Below are 19,032 nucleotides of genomic sequence, written 5' to 3' on the forward strand. Positions count from 1 at the left end.
GCAAACCGGGGTCAGCGGATATAGCTGGCCCCGTTCACATCCAGCGTCGCGCCGGACAGGTGACGGCACTTACCACTGAGACAGAAAGCCGTGAGCTTTGCGATATCCGAGGGTGGTACGAATTCACCCATCACAAGGCGGTCTTCGACGACGTGCCGCCCACCCTGCGACTCGGCAAAATCGCGTGACATCTGCGTGTCCACCACGCCGGGAGCAATGATATAGGTGCGAATTCCGTCGCGGGCGTAGCCTGTGGCAACCGTCTGTAATGCGGCCTTGAACGCAGCCTTCGACGCCGCATAAGCGATGGTTCGAGGATTGGTGACACCCTTCTGCGCAGCCCAACTCGAAATCCCGACGATGTCGCCACCTCCGACCTCCCGGAAATAACGCACGGCGGCGCGCAAGAGTCGGGACGCGGAATGCACATTGACCTGAAAGGTCTCGTCCCAGACTGTATCCCAGGCCTCGTCCGGATCATCGATTCCCCCGTCGAACCGCATCACCGCGGCATTGTTGACGACACCGTCGATGTGACCAACCTCGGCCAGGGCTTCGGCAAACAAACGGTCTGCCCCGTCATGTGTTGCAAGATCGGCTTGAAGCAGGATGACGCGGTCCGATGGCACACCGTCGAGCGCCGCTTGGGCTCCCACGCGATCGCTGCCGTAATGCGCGATCACCCGGGCTCCGCACCGGGCGACTTCCTGTGCGATGGACCGCCCGATCCCTTTCGACGCACCGGTGACCAAGACCGTCTTTCCATCCAGCATAATTTCTGTCCTTTTCACTTACATGCGTTGACGCACCCACGTTTTTCGCACATTTGTTCACATATCGAACAAGACAAGGTCAGGCAATATGACTCTTCCTCCGAGTGTCTTCATCCTCGGCGCCGGGGCAATCGGAACGGCTTTCGCTGCAACTTTCCGCGCTGCGGGCTGGTCGGTCACGCTCTGCGATGCCTCTACGGAAGCCCGCGCGTCTGCCACCGAGAGCGTGTCACGTCATTCAAGCGGCCTGCACCGTGCGGGGCATTCGACCAAGAGCACCCCCGGGCAGGTCACCGTGGTTGACGCAATACCGAACGAGTCGCGTTTCGCGCTCGCCATCGAGGCAGGCCCAGAACGGCGCGAGGTCAAGACCGCGCTGTTTCACGAAATGCTGACCCACCTTGGAACGGACACGATCCTGACGACAGCGTCTTCGGCCATTCCCATGTCGGAGATACTGCCGGATGCCAGCGATCAGGCACGCTGCCTGGTGGCACATCCCGGTAATCCGCCCAGTCTGATCCGGGTGCTCGAACTTGTTCCGGCGCCGGGCACATTGCCCGACACCGTGACCAAGGCTGACACCCTGTTTCGCGCGGCCGGGTTTGATCCTGTTGCGCTGAACAAGGAAATCCCGGCCTTTGTCTTCAACCGATTGCAATCGGCACTTCTTCGCGAGGCATACCGTCTGGTAAAGGAAGGTGTAATCGACGTTGACGGGATCGACAGGCTGGTGCGCGACGGGCTCGGTCCGCGATGGGCGCTCTCGGGACCGTTTGAAACAGCTGATCTCAATACCGTCGGCGGGGTTCGCGGACATGCAGAACGGATGGGGCCAGCCTATGCCGCCATCGGCGAAGCGCGCGGCGAAACCGACGCGCGATGGTCGCCGGAACTGGTGTCACTGGTCGAGCGCCAGCGCCGCGCCATCTTACCAGAAAACGGCTTGCCGCGCCGCCGCGCCTGGCGTGAAACAGCGCTTGCTGAATTGCTGGCCGCCCGACATCGCATCCTGTCCAGGGACACATCCAGATGAGCAAATTGCGCTTTACGTTCGACGGACACGACCGAACCGCCGCACCGGATCTGTCTGTTGCTGCGGCCTTGACCGAATGTGGCACCCAAGCGTTTCGTCGCACCGATAGCGATGCTCAACGCGGTATTTTCTGCGGTATGGGCGTTTGCCAGGATTGCCTTGTCGCGATTGACGGGGTTCCGAACCAACGCGCCTGCATGACGCCCTTGCGCGATGGCATGCAGATCGAAACCCAGATCGCGCGCCCGAAATTGACCGCGCCGCCCGCCCAGAAAAAGGCTGCAAAGCGGCTTACCCCGGCGGTGCTTGTCATTGGTGGTGGGGCTGGCGGATTGAATGCCGCCATTGCGGCGCGCGAAGAGGGCGCGGATGTTCTGTTGCTGGACGAACGCAAAGTTCCCGGCGGACAGTATTTCAAACAAAGTGCGTCACCTGACGCCACGCCGCTCGATCCGCAGCAGGCCGACGGCAAGGCGTTGCTTCGGGCAGCGCTGGACGCCGGAGTGCAGATCCAGTCGCAAACCGAAGTGTGGGGGGCGTTCGATGGCCCCGAAATCATGGCGTCAGACCCGGAATGTGTCTACGCGATCCGACCTCGCGCCCTTATCGTAGCAACCGGCGCCTACGAACGCCCTGCGATGATACCCGGCTGGACCCTCCCGGGCGTCATGACCGTTGGTGCAGCGCAAACGCTCTGGCGCAGTTACAGAACGTTGTCCGGCCGCAGGATCGCTTTGTTCGGCAACGGTCCCTTGACGGCGCAGGTTGCGTTGGAGTTGGCGAACGGTGGAGCCGAAATTGTGCTCTTGGGCGAGGCCGCCTCTTCGCCATGGAAACGAACGCAGGCGGCGACACGTATGCTGCGATCCGATCCACGACTCACAATAAAAGGGATAAGGATGCTTGCTGAATTGCGGCGCCAGGGCGTGTCCCTCCGGCACATGACCAAGCCGACTAAAATTGAACAAACGGATAGCGGACTTTGGGTGAGTTACGAAGTTCATGGCAGGACAAAGCAGGTCGAGGCTGACGCAGTCTGCCTGAATTTCGGGTTCCAGCCGCAAAACGAAATTCTGCGGCTTCTGGGCACAAAGATGCGTTTCGATTCGCGATATGACCAATTGCGTCCCGAACGCTCGGAAATGATGGAAACCTCGGTCCACGGTGTTTTTGCTGTCGGCGATTGTTGCGGTCTGGGCGGCGCTCCTGCCGCCGCGGTCGAGGGGCGCATTGCCGGGCGAGCTGCTGCCGGCAGCAAGGTCACCCACACGAAAGAACAGTCCGAACTGTCGAGTCATCGCGCGTTTCAGGACGCGCTCTGGCAGGTCTATGCCGCCACCCCCGTGCAGCTCGAAACCGTGACACCGGACACCATCGTCTGTCGCTGCGAAGAGATCACCAAGCGCGTGCTGGACGACGCGATGGGCAATGGACACACCGACATTGGTGCGGTCAAACGCGCGACGCGGGTTGGCATGGGCCGCTGCCAAGGCCGCTATTGCGGTCCCGCGCTGGCCGGTTACATGGCGCGCCGACTGGACCTGGACGTGCAAGATCTGTCCTTCTTTGCTCCGCGGATCCCGATCAAGCCCGTTGATATCGGGACATTGGTCGCGGCGGAAAACCTTCTGGATCAAGATGGTTCCGATGACTGACCAAATCGACTTGCTGGTGATTGGGGGAGGAATCACGGGACAGTGCGCAGCGCTTGCTGCCGCAGAGCACGGAGCTTGCGTGCGCATCGTGGATTTCAAGCGCAATGCGGGATCACACGCCAACGCAGGCAGCCTGCATGTGCAGATGCAAAGCCGGTTCCTGCGCCTGAACCCGCATCTTGCGGATAATCTGGAAAGCTCGTTACCCCTTTATCTTGAGGCAGTCGCCGCTTGGGAAGCCTTGGACCGCAAGCTGGGTGGGGTCGAACTGACCCGCGAAGGCGGCCTTATGCTGGCCGACTCTCCGGAGCAGATGACATTCCTGAGACAAAAGGCGGAACGCGAAGCCAAAAAGGGTCTGTCGGTCGATATCCTTGATCGCGATGCCTTGCCAAAGATCGCCCCTTATCTCGGTTCGACAATCATGGGGGCGGAAATCTGCCACGACGAGGGCAAGCTCAACCCACTCATAGCGAACCGGAAGCTCGAAGCGCGGTTGACCGAGTTGGGTGTCGAACATGTTTACGACCGCATTATCGGCTTCGACATGACCACATCAAATCCGATTGCGAAGGGGACGATCGATCACAGCGCGGATCAGATCGTCATAGCTGCCGCCTGGGGGTCTGGCGCTCTGGCGAACGAGCTGGGCTTGGCGATCAAAACACCGCCTGAGCCGCTTCATATGAACATCACGGAAGCGGGCGATTACCGCATTCATCACCTTATCCAACATGCAGAGCGGCCCATCACGCTCAAACAGTTCCGATCAGGTCAGGTCGTGATCGGGGGCGGTTGGTCGGCGCAGGCCGGAGAAGGCGATGGCATTCCGACCATCCTGTCGCAAAGCCTGTTGGGCAATGTTGCGCTGGCGGCCACGATTGCGCCGGGCATAGGCGGTTTGCGCCTCCTGCGCACATGGGCTGGGTATAATACACCAGTCGACGGCAAGGCCACAATCGGCCCGACGCTCCTGCATCCCCGCCTTCATCTCGCCCTTCCGGGCGATGCCGGCTACACGCTTGGCCCAGTTGTCGGTCAATGTGCAGCCGCGTTGGCAATGGGCTTTGACCCATTGACGGATCCCACCCCCTATGCCGTTTCGCGCTGGACTTAACGTGCGAGCGACAGCTGGATCTGCTCTGCGGTTTCGCGCAATTTCGGCAGGTAGGTGTCGATCATCATCTCGGGAGTAGCCCGGATCGAAGGCACGGCGATGTTGATTGCGCCTGCGGTCACACCGGACCGATAACGCAGCGGAATCGCCAGTGAGAGCAACCCGAGTTCCAATTCCTGATCAACCATAGACCAACCATCCTCTTTCACTTTTTCAAGAATTTGGCGAAACTCTGATTTGTTCGTCACGCTGAATTGAGTCCGAGGCACAAGCCTCGCATTCGCGATGATCGCATCCCAGTACTCTTCGGGTTGAGCGGCGAGCAATACCCGCCCATTGGCAGTATAGAACGCCGATTGGCGACTACCGACGGTGATCCCAACGCTGATGATGTTATGCGCCTGCACACCCGCGACGTAGACAACTTCCAAACCATCCAAGATCGCCGCCGTGCAGCTTTCTCCAGTCTGTTCGGACAACCGTTCCATGAAAGGTCGTGCGCGGTCCCAGATGCCGATCTTGGACAAGACCGAGAATCCGAGCTCCAAGACCTTTGGCGTCAGATCGAACAATTTACCGTCTGTGACGACGTAACCTTCCTTGACCAGCGTCAGGAGAAACCTGCGTGCAGTGGCCCGGCTCATGTCAGTTTCGGCGGCAACCTCGCTCAGCGTCATCTTGCGGGACGTTCGGCTGAAACTGCTCAGAATCGACAGACCACGCGACAAGGATGAAACAAAATCCCGGCTGGACAGCTTGTCCTGATCGTCGAAGGCCGATTCGGGGTCCACGGTCCCTAAACGGTTCTCGCTCGCGATCGACGTCCGCGACTTAGATACTGACTTAGCCATTCTATACACTTTCCATGGGCCCATAGGGCATTAGCACTTTCTTTTCCGACCCGAAAGACATCGGTTTTTACCAAATTTAACAAAAAATGCTTGCCAAAATCCAGTTACTTAAACCATATTACGAACATATGTTCGATATGCGAACATAGCCAACGGGAGAAGTTTTATGCACTCAAAGCCATTCAAGACACCGGCGCTTCCTCGCAGAACGGTGCTGGCGGGACTTGCCGCAGCTGGCGCAACCGCAGCCATGCCGATGCGCCTGCGCGCCCAGGAACAGATCACACTGCGCTGGTGGTCGCCTCAGTCATCGCCGGAACAGCTTGCCGCGTACCAGACGCAGATTGCCAATTTCGAAGCCCAGCACGAAAATATCAAAGTCGTCTTCGAAAAGACGTCGGATGAAGGATACGCCCCGCAACTTGCCGCGGCCTTTGCCAGCGGCGACGTGCCGAACGTCGTCACGCACCTGCCATCCTTCGCCGTTGCTACATATTGGACCAACGGACTTCTTGAGCCTTTCAACGGCGTGATCGACATGATTGGCCCCGACAAGTTCTACCAAGGTGCAAATGACATTTACGAGATCGATCCGGGCCAATACGCGGGCACCGGCATCGGCAACTCGGCCGCGAACATGATCTGGCTGCGAACCGACCTGATGGAACAGGCCGGAATCGACCAGAACCCGCGCACCTGGGACGAATTGCTCAGCGCCGTTCAGAAAATGCAGGGCGGCGGCATTTACGGAGCACCCCTGCCTTACGGCCGAAACTCCATGACATCGCTGGTCTTCATCGGTGTGATCCATCAGGCCGGCGGGCAAGTCTGTGCCCCCGATCTGAGCGTCAACATCGACACGGACGCCACGCGCGATGCGCTTGAGTTCTACAGGGCGATGCGCGAGTTCTGCCCGCCCGGCGCCACCAATTACAGCTGGGGCGAAAGCCTAACAGCCTTTGTCTCGGGCGCCTGCGCCACCGGGCTCTATACCGGTCGCGTGCTGACCAACGTCGCCAACCAGAATCCGTCCATCGCGGATCATATCACCTGCGACCTATATCCGACGAAATCCACCGATGTCGCGCCTTGGACATTCAACGACTTCCCGTCGGTGTTCATCCCGAAACAGGCTCCGAACATGGAAGCGTCCAAGCAGTTCGCCGCGTTCCTCTTCGATCCCGAAGGCTATATCCAGCAGCTTCACGCCGCTCCAGGTCACGTTCTTCCGGTGCTCAAGACCATCAGTAACGACCCGGACTATCAGGATAATGAGATCATCCAGAAATACTCGGCCGAAGTTGAACTGATGTCCGAAGCGGCTGCAAACGGCTTCAACCTCGGCTGGGAAAGCCGGGACCACATGCCAAACGCCAAGGCAGGCGAGATCGTCAACTCTGGCGTCATCGCAGAGCTGGTGCAGCGCGTTGTCCTCAACGATGAAAACGTCGATCAGGTTCTTGGCGAAACGACCGCCAGAATCGAAGAAATCATGGCCAGCTAACGGCTCTTTTCATCCGTGGGTGGCGTTATCCTCCTTGTCGCCGCCCACAACCTCCCGCCTGAAGAAAGTCACCATGATCGCCACCCAAACCATCACCCCCCGCCTTGAGCGGAGCTATGCGCGTCTGGGCGTGCTGCTTATTGCGCCGACGATCCTCGTGTTTTCGCTGGTGATCGTCTACCCGCTGCTGGCGGCAATCTATCTCAGCGTATTCTCGATCTACACACCGACGCTCGAAGGCAATTTCGTCGGCGCGGCGAATTACGTGAAACTGCTAACCGGCAAGGCGTTCTGGAATTCCCTTGGCGTCACGCTGATCTGGACCGTCGGCACACTGACACTTCAGATCGTGTTCGGCGTCGGCATGGCGCTGCTTTTGCACCAGAACATCTGGTTTCGCAGCCTTGCGCGCAGCCTTGTTCTCTTTCCCTATTTCCTCTCCACGGTTGTGGCCGTTCTGGTCTGGCGTTGGCTTTTCAACGATCTTTATGGCGCAATGAATCACGGGTTGATGCAGCTTGGCATCCTCGACTTGCCATTGGATTGGCTCGGGTCCATGCCCAACGCGATGATCGGGGTAATCCTCGTGGGTGCGTGGAAGTACTTTCCCTTCGTCGTGATCGCCGTTCTGGCGCGGCTTCAAACGATACCTGAACATCTTTACGAGGCCGCCAAGATCGACGGGGCTGGCCCGATTGCGCGGTTCTGGGATGTGACGCTACCGCAACTGCGCAACGTGCTGGTTGTTATCGTGCTCCTGCGCGCAATCTGGGATTTCAAGGAATTCGACCTGATCTATCTGCTCACCGGCGGGGGTCCCGTCACGTCGACGCAGACGCTTTCGCTGCTGGTCTACCAAGAGGCATTCGGTTTGAACCAAATGGGACAGGCAGCGGCCTATTCCGTGGGCATGATGCTGGTGATGCTGGTTTTCATGGTGGTCTATATCCGCAAGACCGGGAAGGAGGGCTGAGATGCAAAGATCAATGTTGCAGGGCGTGATCGTCAATCTGGTGACATGGACGCTGGTTCTGCTGATCGCCTTTCCGCTTCTTTGGATGATCATCACCTCGGTGAAACCGCAGACCGAACTGTTCCGCATCCCGCCGACATGGTTTCCTGAAACCATCACCTTTGAACATTACTGGCGGCTGCTAACCGAAACGCCGTTCCTGACCTACTTCAGAAACTCCGTCGTTCTGGCAACGACCACCACGATATTTGTCGTAGCCCTGGGCACTCTCGGAGCCTACAGCCTTGTGCGCTTCAAGTATCGAGGACGAGAAACGCTGGCGATGCTGGTGCTCTTCACCTACCTGCTGCCATCTGTCGTGCTCATCATTCCGCTCTACCTGATGATGGTGGCAATTGGTTTGTCCAATACGCTGGTCAGCCTGATCCTTGCGCACACGACCTTTGCCCTTCCCTACGCACTTTGGCTCCTTCGGTCGTTCATGGAGGGCGTGCCCGAGGATCTGGAATCCGCCGCACTTGTGGACGGGGCCTCGCGCATGGGGGCGTTCCGCGACATCATCCTGCCGCAACTTCTGCCCGGCATCATCTCGACCGCCCTCTTCACCTTCATCCTGTCGTGGAACGAATACCTCTACGCGCTGGTACTGGTGAACTCCGACAGCGTCGCGCCGCTTACAACGGGTGTGATGTCAATGCTCATTTCGGCCTTCAACATCGAATGGTCCCTTCTCATGGCGGCGTCCGTGATGATGAGCCTGCCGCTCATCGTCGTCTTCGCCTTCCTGCAAAGCTATCTGACCAGCGGCTTCGGGGCCGGTGGCGTGAAAGGATAAACTCTCTTGGCTGATGTCACCCTTACTAATGTCCGCAAGCAATTCGGCACCTTCGTGGCGCTGGAAAACCTGGACATCGAAATCAAGTCAGGCGAATTCGTCGCCCTTCTGGGGCCGTCCGGTTGCGGCAAGTCCACGACATTGCGCATGCTGGCCGGTCTGGAGTTTCCGACCTCAGGCGACATTTCGATCGACGGGCGCGTCGTGAATGACGTCGCCCCCGGCAAACGCGACATCGCAATGGTCTTCCAGTCTTACGCGCTCTACCCGCATATGAGCGTGGCCGAGAACATCGCGTATCCGCTCAAGAAACGGGGAGTGTCTGCGGCAGATCGCAAGGTCGCGGTGCAGAAGGCTGCCGAATTGCTGCAACTCGAACCCCTGCTCGATCGCAAGCCCAAGCAATTGTCAGGCGGCCAGCAACAGCGCGTTGCCCTTGGCCGGGCGCTGGTGCGGGAACCCAAAGTCTTCCTGCTCGACGAACCTCTGTCCAATCTCGATGCCAAGCTGCGCAGCTACATGCGCGCCGAGCTGATCGAATTGCACCGCAGGCTCGGCAAGACGATGATCTACGTCACCCATGACCAGCTTGAAGCGATGACGATGGCCAACCGCATCGCGGTCATGCACGGCGGCAAGCTGCAACAGTTCGATACGCCTGATGCCGTTTACAACCGACCCGCCAACCGGTTCGTCGCCAGTTTCATCGGCACCCCGTCGATGAACCAGCTGGAAGGTCAACTTGATGGTGCGTTGTTTCATGTCGCAGGCCACAGCATACCGCTCGACCGCACCCGATTTGCAGATGATTTGGGAACGGGCGACTATGCACTTGGCGTCCGGCCCGAATTCGTTGCTATCGGCGATGGCGAGCTGCCCGCGAAAATCCGACTTGTGGAGAACACAGGTCACGAACAGATCGTTACGTTGGAACTGACGGATGGCACGCGTCTTCTGGCACGCACGGACGCTGCGAGACGCCTGGATGTCGGACAAAATGTGCAGATCGGATTTCACCCAGACGCCATTCACCTCTTCGCTCCCGGTGAAGAAGGCCCAAGACTGAATAAAAACGACGCGGCTTCGGTGATCCCGATGCGGTCGCGATAGGAAAGGACCAAAAATGGCGCATATCAGGGATCTTGACCGGGCCTACGTCTTCCACCCGTTCAGCATGGCCAACGCACATGAGCAAAGCGGAGCCGCCATGATGGCGCAAACCGCGCAAGGTTGTTGGATCACCGATGACACGGGCAAGCGGTATTTCGATGCGATGGCGGGCCTTTGGTGTGTGAATGTCGGTTATGGTCGTGACCGTATTGCCGATGCAATGGCCGACCAGGCGCGCAAGCTGTCATATTTTCACGGCTTTTCATCGATGGCGACAGAGCCCGCTGCCCTTTTGGCCGAACGGGTGATCGTGAAAGCGCCCGAAGGGTTCAGCAAAGTGTTCTTCGGAGCATCGGGCTCTGACGCGAATGACACGCAGGCGAAGTTGGCCTGGTTTTACAACAATGCCCGCGACATGCCGCAGAAGAAAAAGATTATCTCGCGGGATCGCGGTTATCACGGCGTGACTGTCATGACGGGTGGGCTGACCGGGCTTCCCGGACTGCACGCGGGTTTCGATCTGCCGCTGCCGATGATCCGCCATGTCTCGGCCCCGCACAACTTGTGGACACGGCTGCCCGGAGAGGACGATGCCGCTTTCAGCGACCGCCTGGCACAGGAACTCGATGATCTGATTATCGCCGAAGGGCCCGATACTGTCGCGGCCTTTATCGCCGAGCCAGTCATGGGCGCAGGTGGCGTGATTGTTCCACCAGAAGGCTACTTCCCCAAGATACAAGCCGTGCTCGACCGCTACGATGTCCTTTTGATCGCCGACGAGGTGATCTGCGGCTTCGGTCGGCTTGGCACTTGGTTCGGGTCTGACAAGATGAACATGAAGCCGGACCTCATGTCAGTCGCCAAGGGCATCACTTCTGGATATGCACCTTTGTCAGGCGTTCTGGTTAGCGACAAGGTCTGGTCGGTGATCGCAGGTCAGGGTGCCGCCAAATTCGGCGCGTTTGGACATGGATACACCTACACCGCACATCCGGTGATGGCCGCAGCCGCGCTGGCAAATCTCGACATTTTGGAAGAGGACGATCTTGTCAGACGCGCGGGCGAGATGGGAACGTATCTGAACGACACCCTGCAAAAAGCGTTTGTCGATCTGCCCATCGCAGCCGAAGTTCGCGGATGCGGTCTTGTCGCCGCGGTCGAGTTTGCGCAACCCACTTCGGAGGGCTGGCGCAAGTTCGACCCCAAGCTTACCGTCGCCGCCCGCATCGTGCGCGCCGCGCTGGAAGACGGCGTGATTGCGCGCGCTTTGCCCAACGGGGATGCGGTGTCGTTTTCCCCGCCTTTCACCGCCACGCATGAAGAAATCGATCTTGCCATCTCGACCATTCGACGCGCCGCCGAGCGGACATACAGCGCATTGAAGGCAGACGGAAAACTCATCACCACACCAGCCTGAGGTCAGACCAGTGAACAGAACCAGCATAGACTGGACGGGCGCCATGCCCGCGATAACCACCCCCTTCGCCCAATCAGGCGAGGTGGATCACGATGGCCTTGCCAAGAACATCCGCCGCCTGCTGTCAGCAGGATCAACCGGCGTCATCGCGGCCGGGTGCACCGGCGAATTCTGGAGCCTGACCGAAACCGAACGATCCGCGGTCTACAAGACGGCGGTCAACACGGTGGGACACAAAGGCACCACCATCGTCGGTGCCGCTGCGATCACGCCGTCGGGTGTGATCGAGGCGCTTCATGCCGCGAAAGAGGCAGGATGTAACGGCGCTCTCGTGCTTCCCCCGTACTTCGCACACCTCACGGAACGCGAGGTGATCCGTCACTTTGAAACGGTTGCGGCCAATGCACCGCTGCCGATCATGCTCTACAACATTCCCGGAAATGCCGGAAATGCGCTGACGCCGCAGATCGTCGATGTCCTTGCCGATCTTGATCCGGTCGTAGCGATCAAGGAAAGCTCTGGCGACTGGATCAATTTCCAGAAAACGCTGAACGTCTGCCGGGACCGGATCAAGGTATTCTGCGGCCCGTCGTCAACCATCGGCGTTCCCGCGATGCTGGCTGGGTGTGACGGGTTGATCGACTGCTTCCCGAACGTTTGGACAGGATGTATTGACATGTGGTCCCTCTTCCAGTCGGGCAAGATCGAAACCGCTTGGGAATACCAGGCCCGCGCACAGGCGCTGACCGATCTTTTTGTCAGCGGCGGGCGCACGTTGTATCCGGCGACAAAGGCTGCGATGGATCACCTGGGCTATCCCGGCGGGGGTGCACCGCGTGCGCCGCTGCAACCGCTCGAAGAACCGGCCTTGCAGGAATTGCTCCAGGGGTTGGACCGGATTCTGGACCGCAATGATTCCGCAGCTTGAAAGCTGTGTCACTGAAAACGAAAGGAAGCTATTCGCATGGATTTGGGGCTCAAGGGACGCAGGGCAATCGTCAGCGCGGCAAGCAAGGGGCTGGGCCGGGCCTGCGCCATGTCACTGGCCGGAGAAGGGGTTGATCTTGTTCTGAACGCGCGCTCCGAGGATGCTCTGGAAGCAACCGCCGAGGACATTCGCAAAGCGCATGGCGTCAAGGTCACGACCGTCGCCGCCGATTACAACACCGATGACGGGCGCGAGGCGGTATTTGCCGCAGCCGGTGAGCCGGACATTCTCGTGACCAATCCCGGAGTGCGGCAGATCCCCGGCGATTTCAACGAATGGGACAAGTCGGACTGGCAGTACTGGCTCGACGTGCATTTCTTCTCGTCGCTTCAGATGATCCAGAAGGTGTTGCCGGGAATGCGCGAACGCAAATTTGGCCGGATCGTCAACATCTCGGTCAGCTTCATCAAGTTCCCGCAGCAGAACTTTGCGCATTCCCATTCGGCACGGCTGGCCCTGTCCGGCGCGATTGCGTCGATGGTGCGGGATGTGGCGCCCGACAATGTGACGATGAACACCGTCTGCCCCGGTTTCTTCGATACCGACGCACTGCACACCAACCTGCACAACCACGCGCGGCGCGGCAACACCACCTACGAGGCGATTGTCGAGAACCGCCTGCAAAGCGTGCCAGCCGGCCGGTTTGCCGATCCGTCGGAATGCGGCGATCTGGTCGCCTTCCTGTGCTCGGCGCAGGCCGGGTTCATTCTGGGTCAGAACATCATCAACGATGGCGGCGTCTACCAGGGTCTCTTCTGATGGACCCACGACTTGTCATGGTCTCCGGAGGCGCACGTGGTCTTGGCGCGGCGCTGGTCCAGCGGTGCCTCGATGATGGCTACCGCGTGTCCGTCGGCGCGCGCAGCCCCGATGCAGTAAGAGAAGCTTTCGGTCACAACGTGACCGCGCACAGGTTCGACGCAGACGATCCCAGTACAGCGCAATCTTGGGTCGATGCCACGGTTGCCCAGATGGGTGCGCCCGATGCGCTCATCAACAATGCCGGTATCCTGCGGATGGTGACGTTCGACAACGGTGACGAAGACGATCTCGATACCATGTGGGGCGTTAACGTCAAGGCCCCGTTTCGCCTGATCCGCGCCGCCCTGCCCCATCTCAAGGCCTCGGGTCGCGGGCGTGTGGTCAACATTGCCTCGACCGATGGCAAACGTTATCGCGATGCCAACGCCTCCATCGGTTACGTGATGACCAAGCAGGCGCTGATCGCCATGACTCACGCGGTGCGCTTCGCCGGGTGGGACGAGGGGTTGCGCGGCACCGCCATTTGTCCGGGTGCCATCGACACCGAGATGATCGCGGATTTACCCGGCGTCACGCCAAAGGCGCAACGCCTGCAACCGCAGGACGTCGGCGAGATCGTGTCACTGGTGCTCAAACTGCCCAATCAGGCCAGCATCCCCGAGATCGTCGCCAATACGCGGCTCGAAAGCACGATCTGAGATGATTTCACTGGCAGCACAAAGCAAATGCGGTCAGGGTCGGGCATGTTGCAGAAACAAAGCCTCGCCCTGACCGATATCCGCGTTCCGGCAAAACGCGCAAAGACGCTCGATCTTGCAAAAGTGCAAAGCCTTGGCGAAGACATTTTGCAAAATGGCATGACCATACCCATTCAGGTCCGCAAGGACGGAACAGGCTTTATACTGGTCGAAGGTCTGCACAGGCTCGAAGCGATGCGCACCCTAGGGGAAACGCAGATCGAGGCGTATCTGGTGCGGGCCCGCCTGCACTGACGGGCCCGTCCTGTCTTACTCAGCCGCCAAACGCTTGGCATGTTTGCGCGTATAGGCCCGCCACGTGGTCGCCCATTGCGCCGGGTCGGCCATGTCCGCTCCCTTGATCTGGTGAATCGGCGCGTTGTGCGGCGCGGTCTTGACCACTTCGGGGGTCTCGTAGGCCTCGTGGATCACATGCTCCATGACGTCGATCCAGTAGTCGATATCCTCGCGCGACCAAAGCTCTCCGGCCTCGGGCGTGAACGGTTCTGCCACCAGCCACGGCTCATGGCTCAACCACAGCGCGTCGATCCCGAAATCGGTCATGCGGTTCGAGATATCGACGATGGTGCAGCCGGTATCCTTGGTCACCTGCTCGACCGAATGGCGCGTCATCTCCATGCGCGGCGCAGTGACGTCGGGGTTGGAGCGGCTAACGCCCTTCACCTCGGACAGCCGCTTGTCCATGTAGTTGTTGGCCAGAACCGAGATATCGGCCGCCGTGCGCAGCCCCTCGGCCCCCATCGCCCGCGCCCAGGCATAGGCCTTGAGCACTTGCGGCGCGTTGCCCCAGAATTCGCGCACACGCCCGATGCTTTGCGGGCGGTCGTCGTCGAGCGTGTAGCGGTCTCCGTCCTTGACCACCAAGGGGGACGGCAGGAACGGCACAAGATGCTCGGCGCAGCCATAGGCGCCGACCGCCGGACCGCCGCCGCCCTTGGGCGCACCGAAGGTCTTGTGCAGCATGTACATGCAGGCGTCGAACCCCAGTTCGCGCGCCCGCAGCCGGGTCATCACGCCGTTGAAATTGGCGTGGTCGTAGAAGCACAGCCCCCCGGCCTCGTGCACCAGCCGCACCCATTCCTTGATGTCGGGATTGTAGATGCCCATGTCGTCGGGGTTGTTCACCATCAGCGCCGCCGTGCGTGGGCCGATCACCGATTTGAGCTGTTCGACCGACGGATAGCCGCCCTCCTCGAGGCTCAGCGTGATCACCTCGAACCCGGCGGTATTGGCGGTGGCGGGCGAACAGGGATGCGTCTGGATCGTCGTGATGATCTGGTCGCGCTGTTCCAATTCGCCGCGCGAGGCGTGATAGGCGCGGGTCACGCAGGCATGGGTATAGGCCGCATCGGCCCCGCCGCCCGCCTGGAACACGAACTGGTCCATGCCGCTGACTTCACAGAGGAAATCGCTGAAATTGTCGTAAAGCTCCAGCACGCCCTGAAGCGTGTCGGGGTGCTGCAACGGATGCAGGTCCGCCAGGTGCTCCAACGCCGCGCGTTCGCCGATGCGCGGGTTGTATTTCATCGTGCAGGTGCCGAAGAGCGAGACGCCCATCATGCCCAGCGTCATCTGGCTAAGATGCAGATAATGGCGCAGCGCGTCGTGCTCCGTCAGTTCGGGCAAGGCGGGCGCGGTCTTGCGAATCGCGCCTTTGGGCAGGTCTGGCGCGGGTGCATCATCGAACACCACTCCCCGGCGGCCTGGACAGCCCATTTCCATGACCACCGGTTCGGCCCAGCGGGGAGCCTGGAAACCGGTGAATTGCGCTTTGGTTCTGTTTGCGATGGGGGCGGTCATGCCAACACCTCCTTCAATGCGGATACAAGTCGGGCGATATCGCCCTCGGTATGGGCTTCAGTCACGCAGACCAGCATGCACTGTCCGTCGGCACCCGGCTCGCCACTGATGTCCTTGCCGCCAAAAATCCCGCGCTTGCGCAAGGCGTCGTTCACATCGGCCACCTTTTCGCCTTCAAAGGTGACCACGAATTCTTTGAAGAACGGACGGCTCAGATCGACGGAACAGCCCGCCAGCCCGTCGATCGCCTTGGCAGCGTGACGCGACCGGGCCATGATCAGCCGACCGATCTCGGCAAAGCCTTCCGGCCCCATCGCCGCCATGTAGGCGGCATTTGCCAGCGCCCAAAGATAGACCGAATTGCCGGTCCAGTCCTTGCCTTCCTCGCGGCTGCCATAGGAGCTTTGGTGGAAAAGCGTGAGGCCAAAGCCGTATTCGCCTTCCTTGATCGTTTCCCCGATCGAGATGTTAAGCGTGTTGTATTCGCTGGCGTACCGCTCCTCATCCGGGCTGGCGATAAAGCCGCCAACACCACCGCCGGCGTTCATGTGAACACCCATTGGTTGTGTGGGGCCAACAGCGATGGTGGCGCCATAGGCACCCGGCGCTTCCAGTAAGCCCAGCGACAGCGGATCGACGCCGACGATCACCTCGGCCCCCGCCGTGCGAGCCAGATCGCAAAGCGTGCCGGGGGCGCCCTCGATCACGCCGTGGTAGGATGGCGTCTCGAAGTACAGCGCGGCCACGCTGTCATCCAACTTGGACTTGAGATCATTCTGGTCGATGCAGCCATCGGCCCCGATCGCAACCTCGACAATCTCGATGTGGCGCGCCATCTCGCGCGGTTCGCAGTAATTGCGCAGAACCGACAGGCGTTCGGGGTCCATCACCTCAGTGACAAGCACCTTGCGCCGTCCCGTCATACGCGACGCCATCCGAACGGAATGACCAATCGCGCAGCCCCAAGAATACACCGGCAGGCCGACGAAATCCATTTCCACCAGCGTGCCAATCTGGCTGCAAAACTCGAACCACGCCTGGTTGCGACCGTGATCTGATGTAGGCGAGCCAAAAACCGACGTTTGCCATTCATACCGATTGGCGACCTCGTCGCAGATCGCGGGCACGTAATGCGGCCATGCGCCGGCCCCAAGGAAGGACAGGCTGTCCTTGCAGGTGACATTCTTGCGCATCAGGTCATCCAGATGCCGCGACAGCGCCACCTCGGATGCCAGTTGCGGTGGCAGGTTGAACGGCTTGGCGTACAGGTGATCCTCGGGAATCTGTGAAAACAGGCTGTCTACCGAATTCAGCCCCAGTGCCGACAGCATCTCCTGCTGGATCGACGGGACAGAGTTCGCCATCCACGGATGGGCTTTGGTCATGTCTCAGCTCCTCGTTTTGTCATGTCTCATGTCAGTGCACGACCCGGACGACCTGACGCCGCCCCGGCCCTGTTGTGACCTGCCAATAGCCGGCCAGCCGCGCATCCAGCGCGACATCGCCGGTATCGACGGTCAATTCCTGCGGATTGAGTGCGTTGAGCTTGTCACTGGCGCAAATCACATCGATCCGATCGATCCCGACGCGGTTGATCAGACGACCGGAAATCTGCTGGTTGCCACGCCCCAGAATGAAACCCTGCCCGCCGACAACCGTCAGAACGATCCGCGCCTTTGCGCCGTCGGCCAGCGCCATGAGCAATTGCTCCTCACTCAGGTCACGGTCGACAATTGCGCCATCACGGGCCAGGTCCACCCCAAGCAGCGTCCCGCCGCCAAGCCGGTCCTTGAGCGCACCCATTGTTGTGCCCGGACCCAGAATATACAGGCAGCCGTGTTCCATCCGCCGAACATACTCGGCCAGCGCCGCATCTGTTTCGGCCAGAAGATCTCCTCCCCCGGCCTTGGGGTTTTGCCGCACCCCGCGTGCGACAGGGCTCCTTGCAACGGAAAACAGTTGTGCCGACAAACGGCCCGAACGGCGTTCCGCTTCGTCGATATCAAGGATCTCAACCAATTCCACCGGTTGGTCGGGATCTTTCAGAAACGCCGCCGCGGCCTGCCCCGCCCGTTCCGGACTGCGGGCAAAGACGCCGGAATGCATCTTGACGCCTGCCGGAATGCCAAGGATCGGGACTCCGGAAACGTTGGCGGCGGCCACATCACGGGCCGTTCCGTCTCCGCCGCAGAACAGGATCAAAGACACCTTTCCCTGCATGCCGGCCACCAATGCCGAGGTATCGGACGCCGAATGGGATAGGGCGTTGATGGGCAGGATCGACGCGGCAGGCGCAATATCCTGGCCCAAGCCACCCGGGCCGGTTAGAATGTCGACAGACGGATACATCTGAACAAGCGCAGTCATGGCGCGCACGGCACGTAAAGGGGCCGTAAGCCGCATGCCATCGGACCTGGCCTGAGCGGCAAGAGCAGGATCGTCGCTGCCTTTCCGGGCCGTCGGACCGCCTATTCCGGCATATGGATTCACAAGGAATCCGATCGATGTCATGGTCTGGTCAACCTCTCATCAATTTTTCGGACTTTTGTTCGCACTTCGAAACAATGCACAGGGAAGCGCCGAGGAGCAACAGGAAATCCGCCTGTCTCGCAATCGAATTTCTGGCGCATGCCAAGTGGTCACCTTGGCAGAAAGGCGTCCGCAACCGACGCGAACACGCCACAGCAACAGGTCATAGCTTGGTTTTCGGAACGGCGGTTCTTCGTCGCGGCCAAAGGCTCATTCAGCGCCGTCTCGAGAAGCTGCCCGAAGAAATTTTTCTCATCAACGGCGGTGATGCTTTCATCACAAACACCTGTAACCATTCAAGATGTTTGATCTAGCTAACAGGGCCGGTCACATCTACCCTGCCTGGGCGCCGACCGACCTGCAGTCTACTCCCGAAATATTTCGGGCTCGTTTCGATCCACGCCTCCGCATGCCGGGCGACAGCCAAGCCATAACACCCAAGCAGCACAACCCAAATAAGCCAGTGACACCTCCATCCGAACTCCAGAGCCATTTCCAGAATAAAGGCATCCGACATGGAGAGAGCGACAGGGATCGCGCCGGACTAGAAGCGCCCCTTTTTGCACCTCCACCAAGTTATTGAGAAGTCCCTGCCCGCTTACATCTCGGCCAGCTGAGCCAGCAATTTGCTGTCGAGCGCAACATTGGGTGTCGCTCCAGTGGTGGTCGTTCTGGAAAGGACTTTGATGTTCATATCCTGGCTCCTTTGGTTTGTCATATATCCCTGCCGTCTGGCATCGATGTAAGGAACCATTGAAATTGACGTTCTCGAGATGTTTGCGGCCTGCATGCCCGTGTTGATGATCGCGATCATCAAGGCAGGCGTACCTGTCCAGCCTCGGCTCGGGAAATGGCCACAGATGTCGGAGGCTTCGATGAATTGCGGCGTGCCGTTGATCGATGTCGACAGCCGAATGCTGAGCG

At 59.8% G+C, this 19,032-nt stretch carries 19 protein-coding genes and 1 pseudogene; 13 read left to right on the top strand and 7 right to left on the bottom strand.

The features are described from left to right. Nucleotides 1-11: 11 nt before the first annotated feature. Nucleotides 12-773, bottom strand: a complete 762-nt coding sequence (locus LCF60_RS13085; protein WP_292292313.1) for an SDR family oxidoreductase — start codon at nt 771-773, stop codon at nt 12-14. Between the two features lie 88 nt (nt 774-861). On the opposite strand from LCF60_RS13085, the gene LCF60_RS13090 reads away from it, so the two are divergent. The 4 genes and pseudogenes from LCF60_RS13090 to LCF60_RS13100 all read left to right on the top strand — a co-directional run bounded on the left by LCF60_RS13090 (nt 862) and on the right by LCF60_RS13100 (nt 4,581). Next, nucleotides 862-1,809: a 3-hydroxyacyl-CoA dehydrogenase NAD-binding domain-containing protein gene (locus LCF60_RS13090; RefSeq protein WP_292292315.1), complete on the top strand. Its 948-nt coding sequence runs from the start codon at nt 862-864 to the stop codon at nt 1,807-1,809. Next, nucleotides 1,806-2,033, top strand: a pseudogene (locus LCF60_RS24630) ((2Fe-2S)-binding protein); the annotation flags it as partial. The gene LCF60_RS13090 and the pseudogene LCF60_RS24630, both read left to right, overlap by 4 nt. 27 nt (nt 2,034-2,060) lie before the next feature. Continuing rightward, a complete protein-coding gene (locus tag LCF60_RS13095) occupies nt 2,061-3,464 on the top strand; it encodes an FAD-dependent oxidoreductase (RefSeq protein ID WP_292292317.1) in 1,404 nt (467 codons plus the stop codon). Then, nucleotides 3,457-4,581 carry an FAD-dependent oxidoreductase gene (locus tag LCF60_RS13100; protein ID WP_292292319.1) on the top strand — a complete coding sequence of 375 codons (1,125 nt, stop codon included), beginning with the start codon at nt 3,457-3,459 and terminating at the stop codon, nt 4,579-4,581. Before LCF60_RS13095 ends, LCF60_RS13100 begins: the two co-directional genes overlap by 8 nt. On the opposite strand, the gene LCF60_RS13105 is transcribed toward LCF60_RS13100, so the two are convergent. Then, nucleotides 4,578-5,432 carry an IclR family transcriptional regulator C-terminal domain-containing protein gene (locus tag LCF60_RS13105; RefSeq protein ID WP_292292320.1) on the bottom strand — a complete coding sequence of 285 codons (855 nt, stop codon included), beginning with the start codon at nt 5,430-5,432 and terminating at the stop codon, nt 4,578-4,580. The two genes, LCF60_RS13100 and LCF60_RS13105, sit on opposite strands and share 4 nt — an antisense overlap. 166 nt (nt 5,433-5,598) lie before the next feature. On the opposite strand from LCF60_RS13105, the gene LCF60_RS13110 reads away from it, so the two are divergent. From LCF60_RS13110 to LCF60_RS13150, 9 genes are all read left to right on the top strand, one after another. After that, entirely contained in the window at nt 5,599-6,936 is a 1,338-nt protein-coding gene (locus LCF60_RS13110) for an ABC transporter substrate-binding protein (RefSeq protein WP_292292322.1), read from the top strand. A 73-nt stretch (nt 6,937-7,009) separates the two neighbouring features. Continuing rightward, on the top strand, nt 7,010-7,909 hold the full coding sequence (locus tag LCF60_RS13115; protein WP_292292324.1) for a sugar ABC transporter permease: 900 nt from the start codon (nt 7,010-7,012) through the stop codon (nt 7,907-7,909). Between the two features lies 1 nt (nt 7,910). Beyond that, complete coding sequence (locus LCF60_RS13120; protein WP_292292325.1) at nt 7,911-8,744, top strand: carbohydrate ABC transporter permease; 834 nt, start codon at nt 7,911-7,913, stop codon at nt 8,742-8,744. A 6-nt stretch (nt 8,745-8,750) separates the two neighbouring features. Next, nucleotides 8,751-9,854, top strand: coding sequence for an ABC transporter ATP-binding protein (locus tag LCF60_RS13125; protein WP_292292326.1), 1,104 nt, complete (start codon nt 8,751-8,753; stop codon nt 9,852-9,854). 13 nt (nt 9,855-9,867) lie between these two features. Beyond that, complete coding sequence (locus LCF60_RS13130; RefSeq protein WP_292292327.1) at nt 9,868-11,271, top strand: aminotransferase; 1,404 nt, start codon at nt 9,868-9,870, stop codon at nt 11,269-11,271. 43 nt (nt 11,272-11,314) lie between these two features. After that, on the top strand, nt 11,315-12,199 hold the full coding sequence (locus tag LCF60_RS13135; protein ID WP_292292329.1) for a dihydrodipicolinate synthase family protein: 885 nt from the start codon (nt 11,315-11,317) through the stop codon (nt 12,197-12,199). A 36-nt stretch (nt 12,200-12,235) separates the two neighbouring features. Then, on the top strand, nt 12,236-13,018 hold the full coding sequence (locus LCF60_RS13140) for an SDR family oxidoreductase (RefSeq protein WP_292292330.1): 783 nt from the start codon (nt 12,236-12,238) through the stop codon (nt 13,016-13,018). Continuing rightward, nucleotides 13,018-13,719 carry an SDR family NAD(P)-dependent oxidoreductase gene (locus tag LCF60_RS13145; protein ID WP_292292331.1) on the top strand — a complete coding sequence of 234 codons (702 nt, stop codon included), beginning with the start codon at nt 13,018-13,020 and terminating at the stop codon, nt 13,717-13,719. Before LCF60_RS13140 ends, LCF60_RS13145 begins: the two co-directional genes overlap by 1 nt. A 45-nt stretch (nt 13,720-13,764) precedes the next feature. Next, nucleotides 13,765-14,013, top strand: coding sequence for a ParB N-terminal domain-containing protein (locus tag LCF60_RS13150; protein WP_292292333.1), 249 nt, complete (start codon nt 13,765-13,767; stop codon nt 14,011-14,013). 15 nt (nt 14,014-14,028) lie between these two features. Here LCF60_RS13150 and gcvPB read toward each other — a convergent pair whose 3' ends face one another. From gcvPB to LCF60_RS13175, 5 genes are all read right to left on the bottom strand, one after another. Continuing rightward, complete coding sequence (gene gcvPB / locus LCF60_RS13155) at nt 14,029-15,579, bottom strand: aminomethyl-transferring glycine dehydrogenase subunit GcvPB (protein ID WP_292292335.1); 1,551 nt, start codon at nt 15,577-15,579, stop codon at nt 14,029-14,031. After that, a complete protein-coding gene (gene gcvPA / locus LCF60_RS13160) occupies nt 15,576-16,964 on the bottom strand; it encodes an aminomethyl-transferring glycine dehydrogenase subunit GcvPA (RefSeq protein ID WP_292292336.1) in 1,389 nt (462 codons plus the stop codon). Before gcvPA ends, gcvPB begins: the two co-directional genes overlap by 4 nt. Before the next feature lie 31 nt (nt 16,965-16,995). Further along, nucleotides 16,996-18,090 (bottom strand): NAD(+)/NADH kinase, encoded by a 1,095-nt coding sequence (locus tag LCF60_RS13165; RefSeq protein ID WP_292292337.1) that lies wholly within the window; start codon nt 18,088-18,090, stop codon nt 16,996-16,998. 128 nt (nt 18,091-18,218) lie between these two features. Next, nucleotides 18,219-18,404 (bottom strand): hypothetical protein, encoded by a 186-nt coding sequence (locus LCF60_RS13170; RefSeq protein ID WP_292292338.1) that lies wholly within the window; start codon nt 18,402-18,404, stop codon nt 18,219-18,221. Between the two features lie 302 nt (nt 18,405-18,706). Continuing rightward, on the bottom strand, nt 18,707-19,032 hold a 326-nt coding region (locus LCF60_RS13175), incomplete at its 5' end, for a hypothetical protein (protein WP_292292339.1).

It is taken from the genome of Marivita sp., from assembly GCF_020055635.1.
Taxonomy (GTDB): Bacteria; Pseudomonadota; Alphaproteobacteria; order Rhodobacterales; family Rhodobacteraceae; genus Marivita.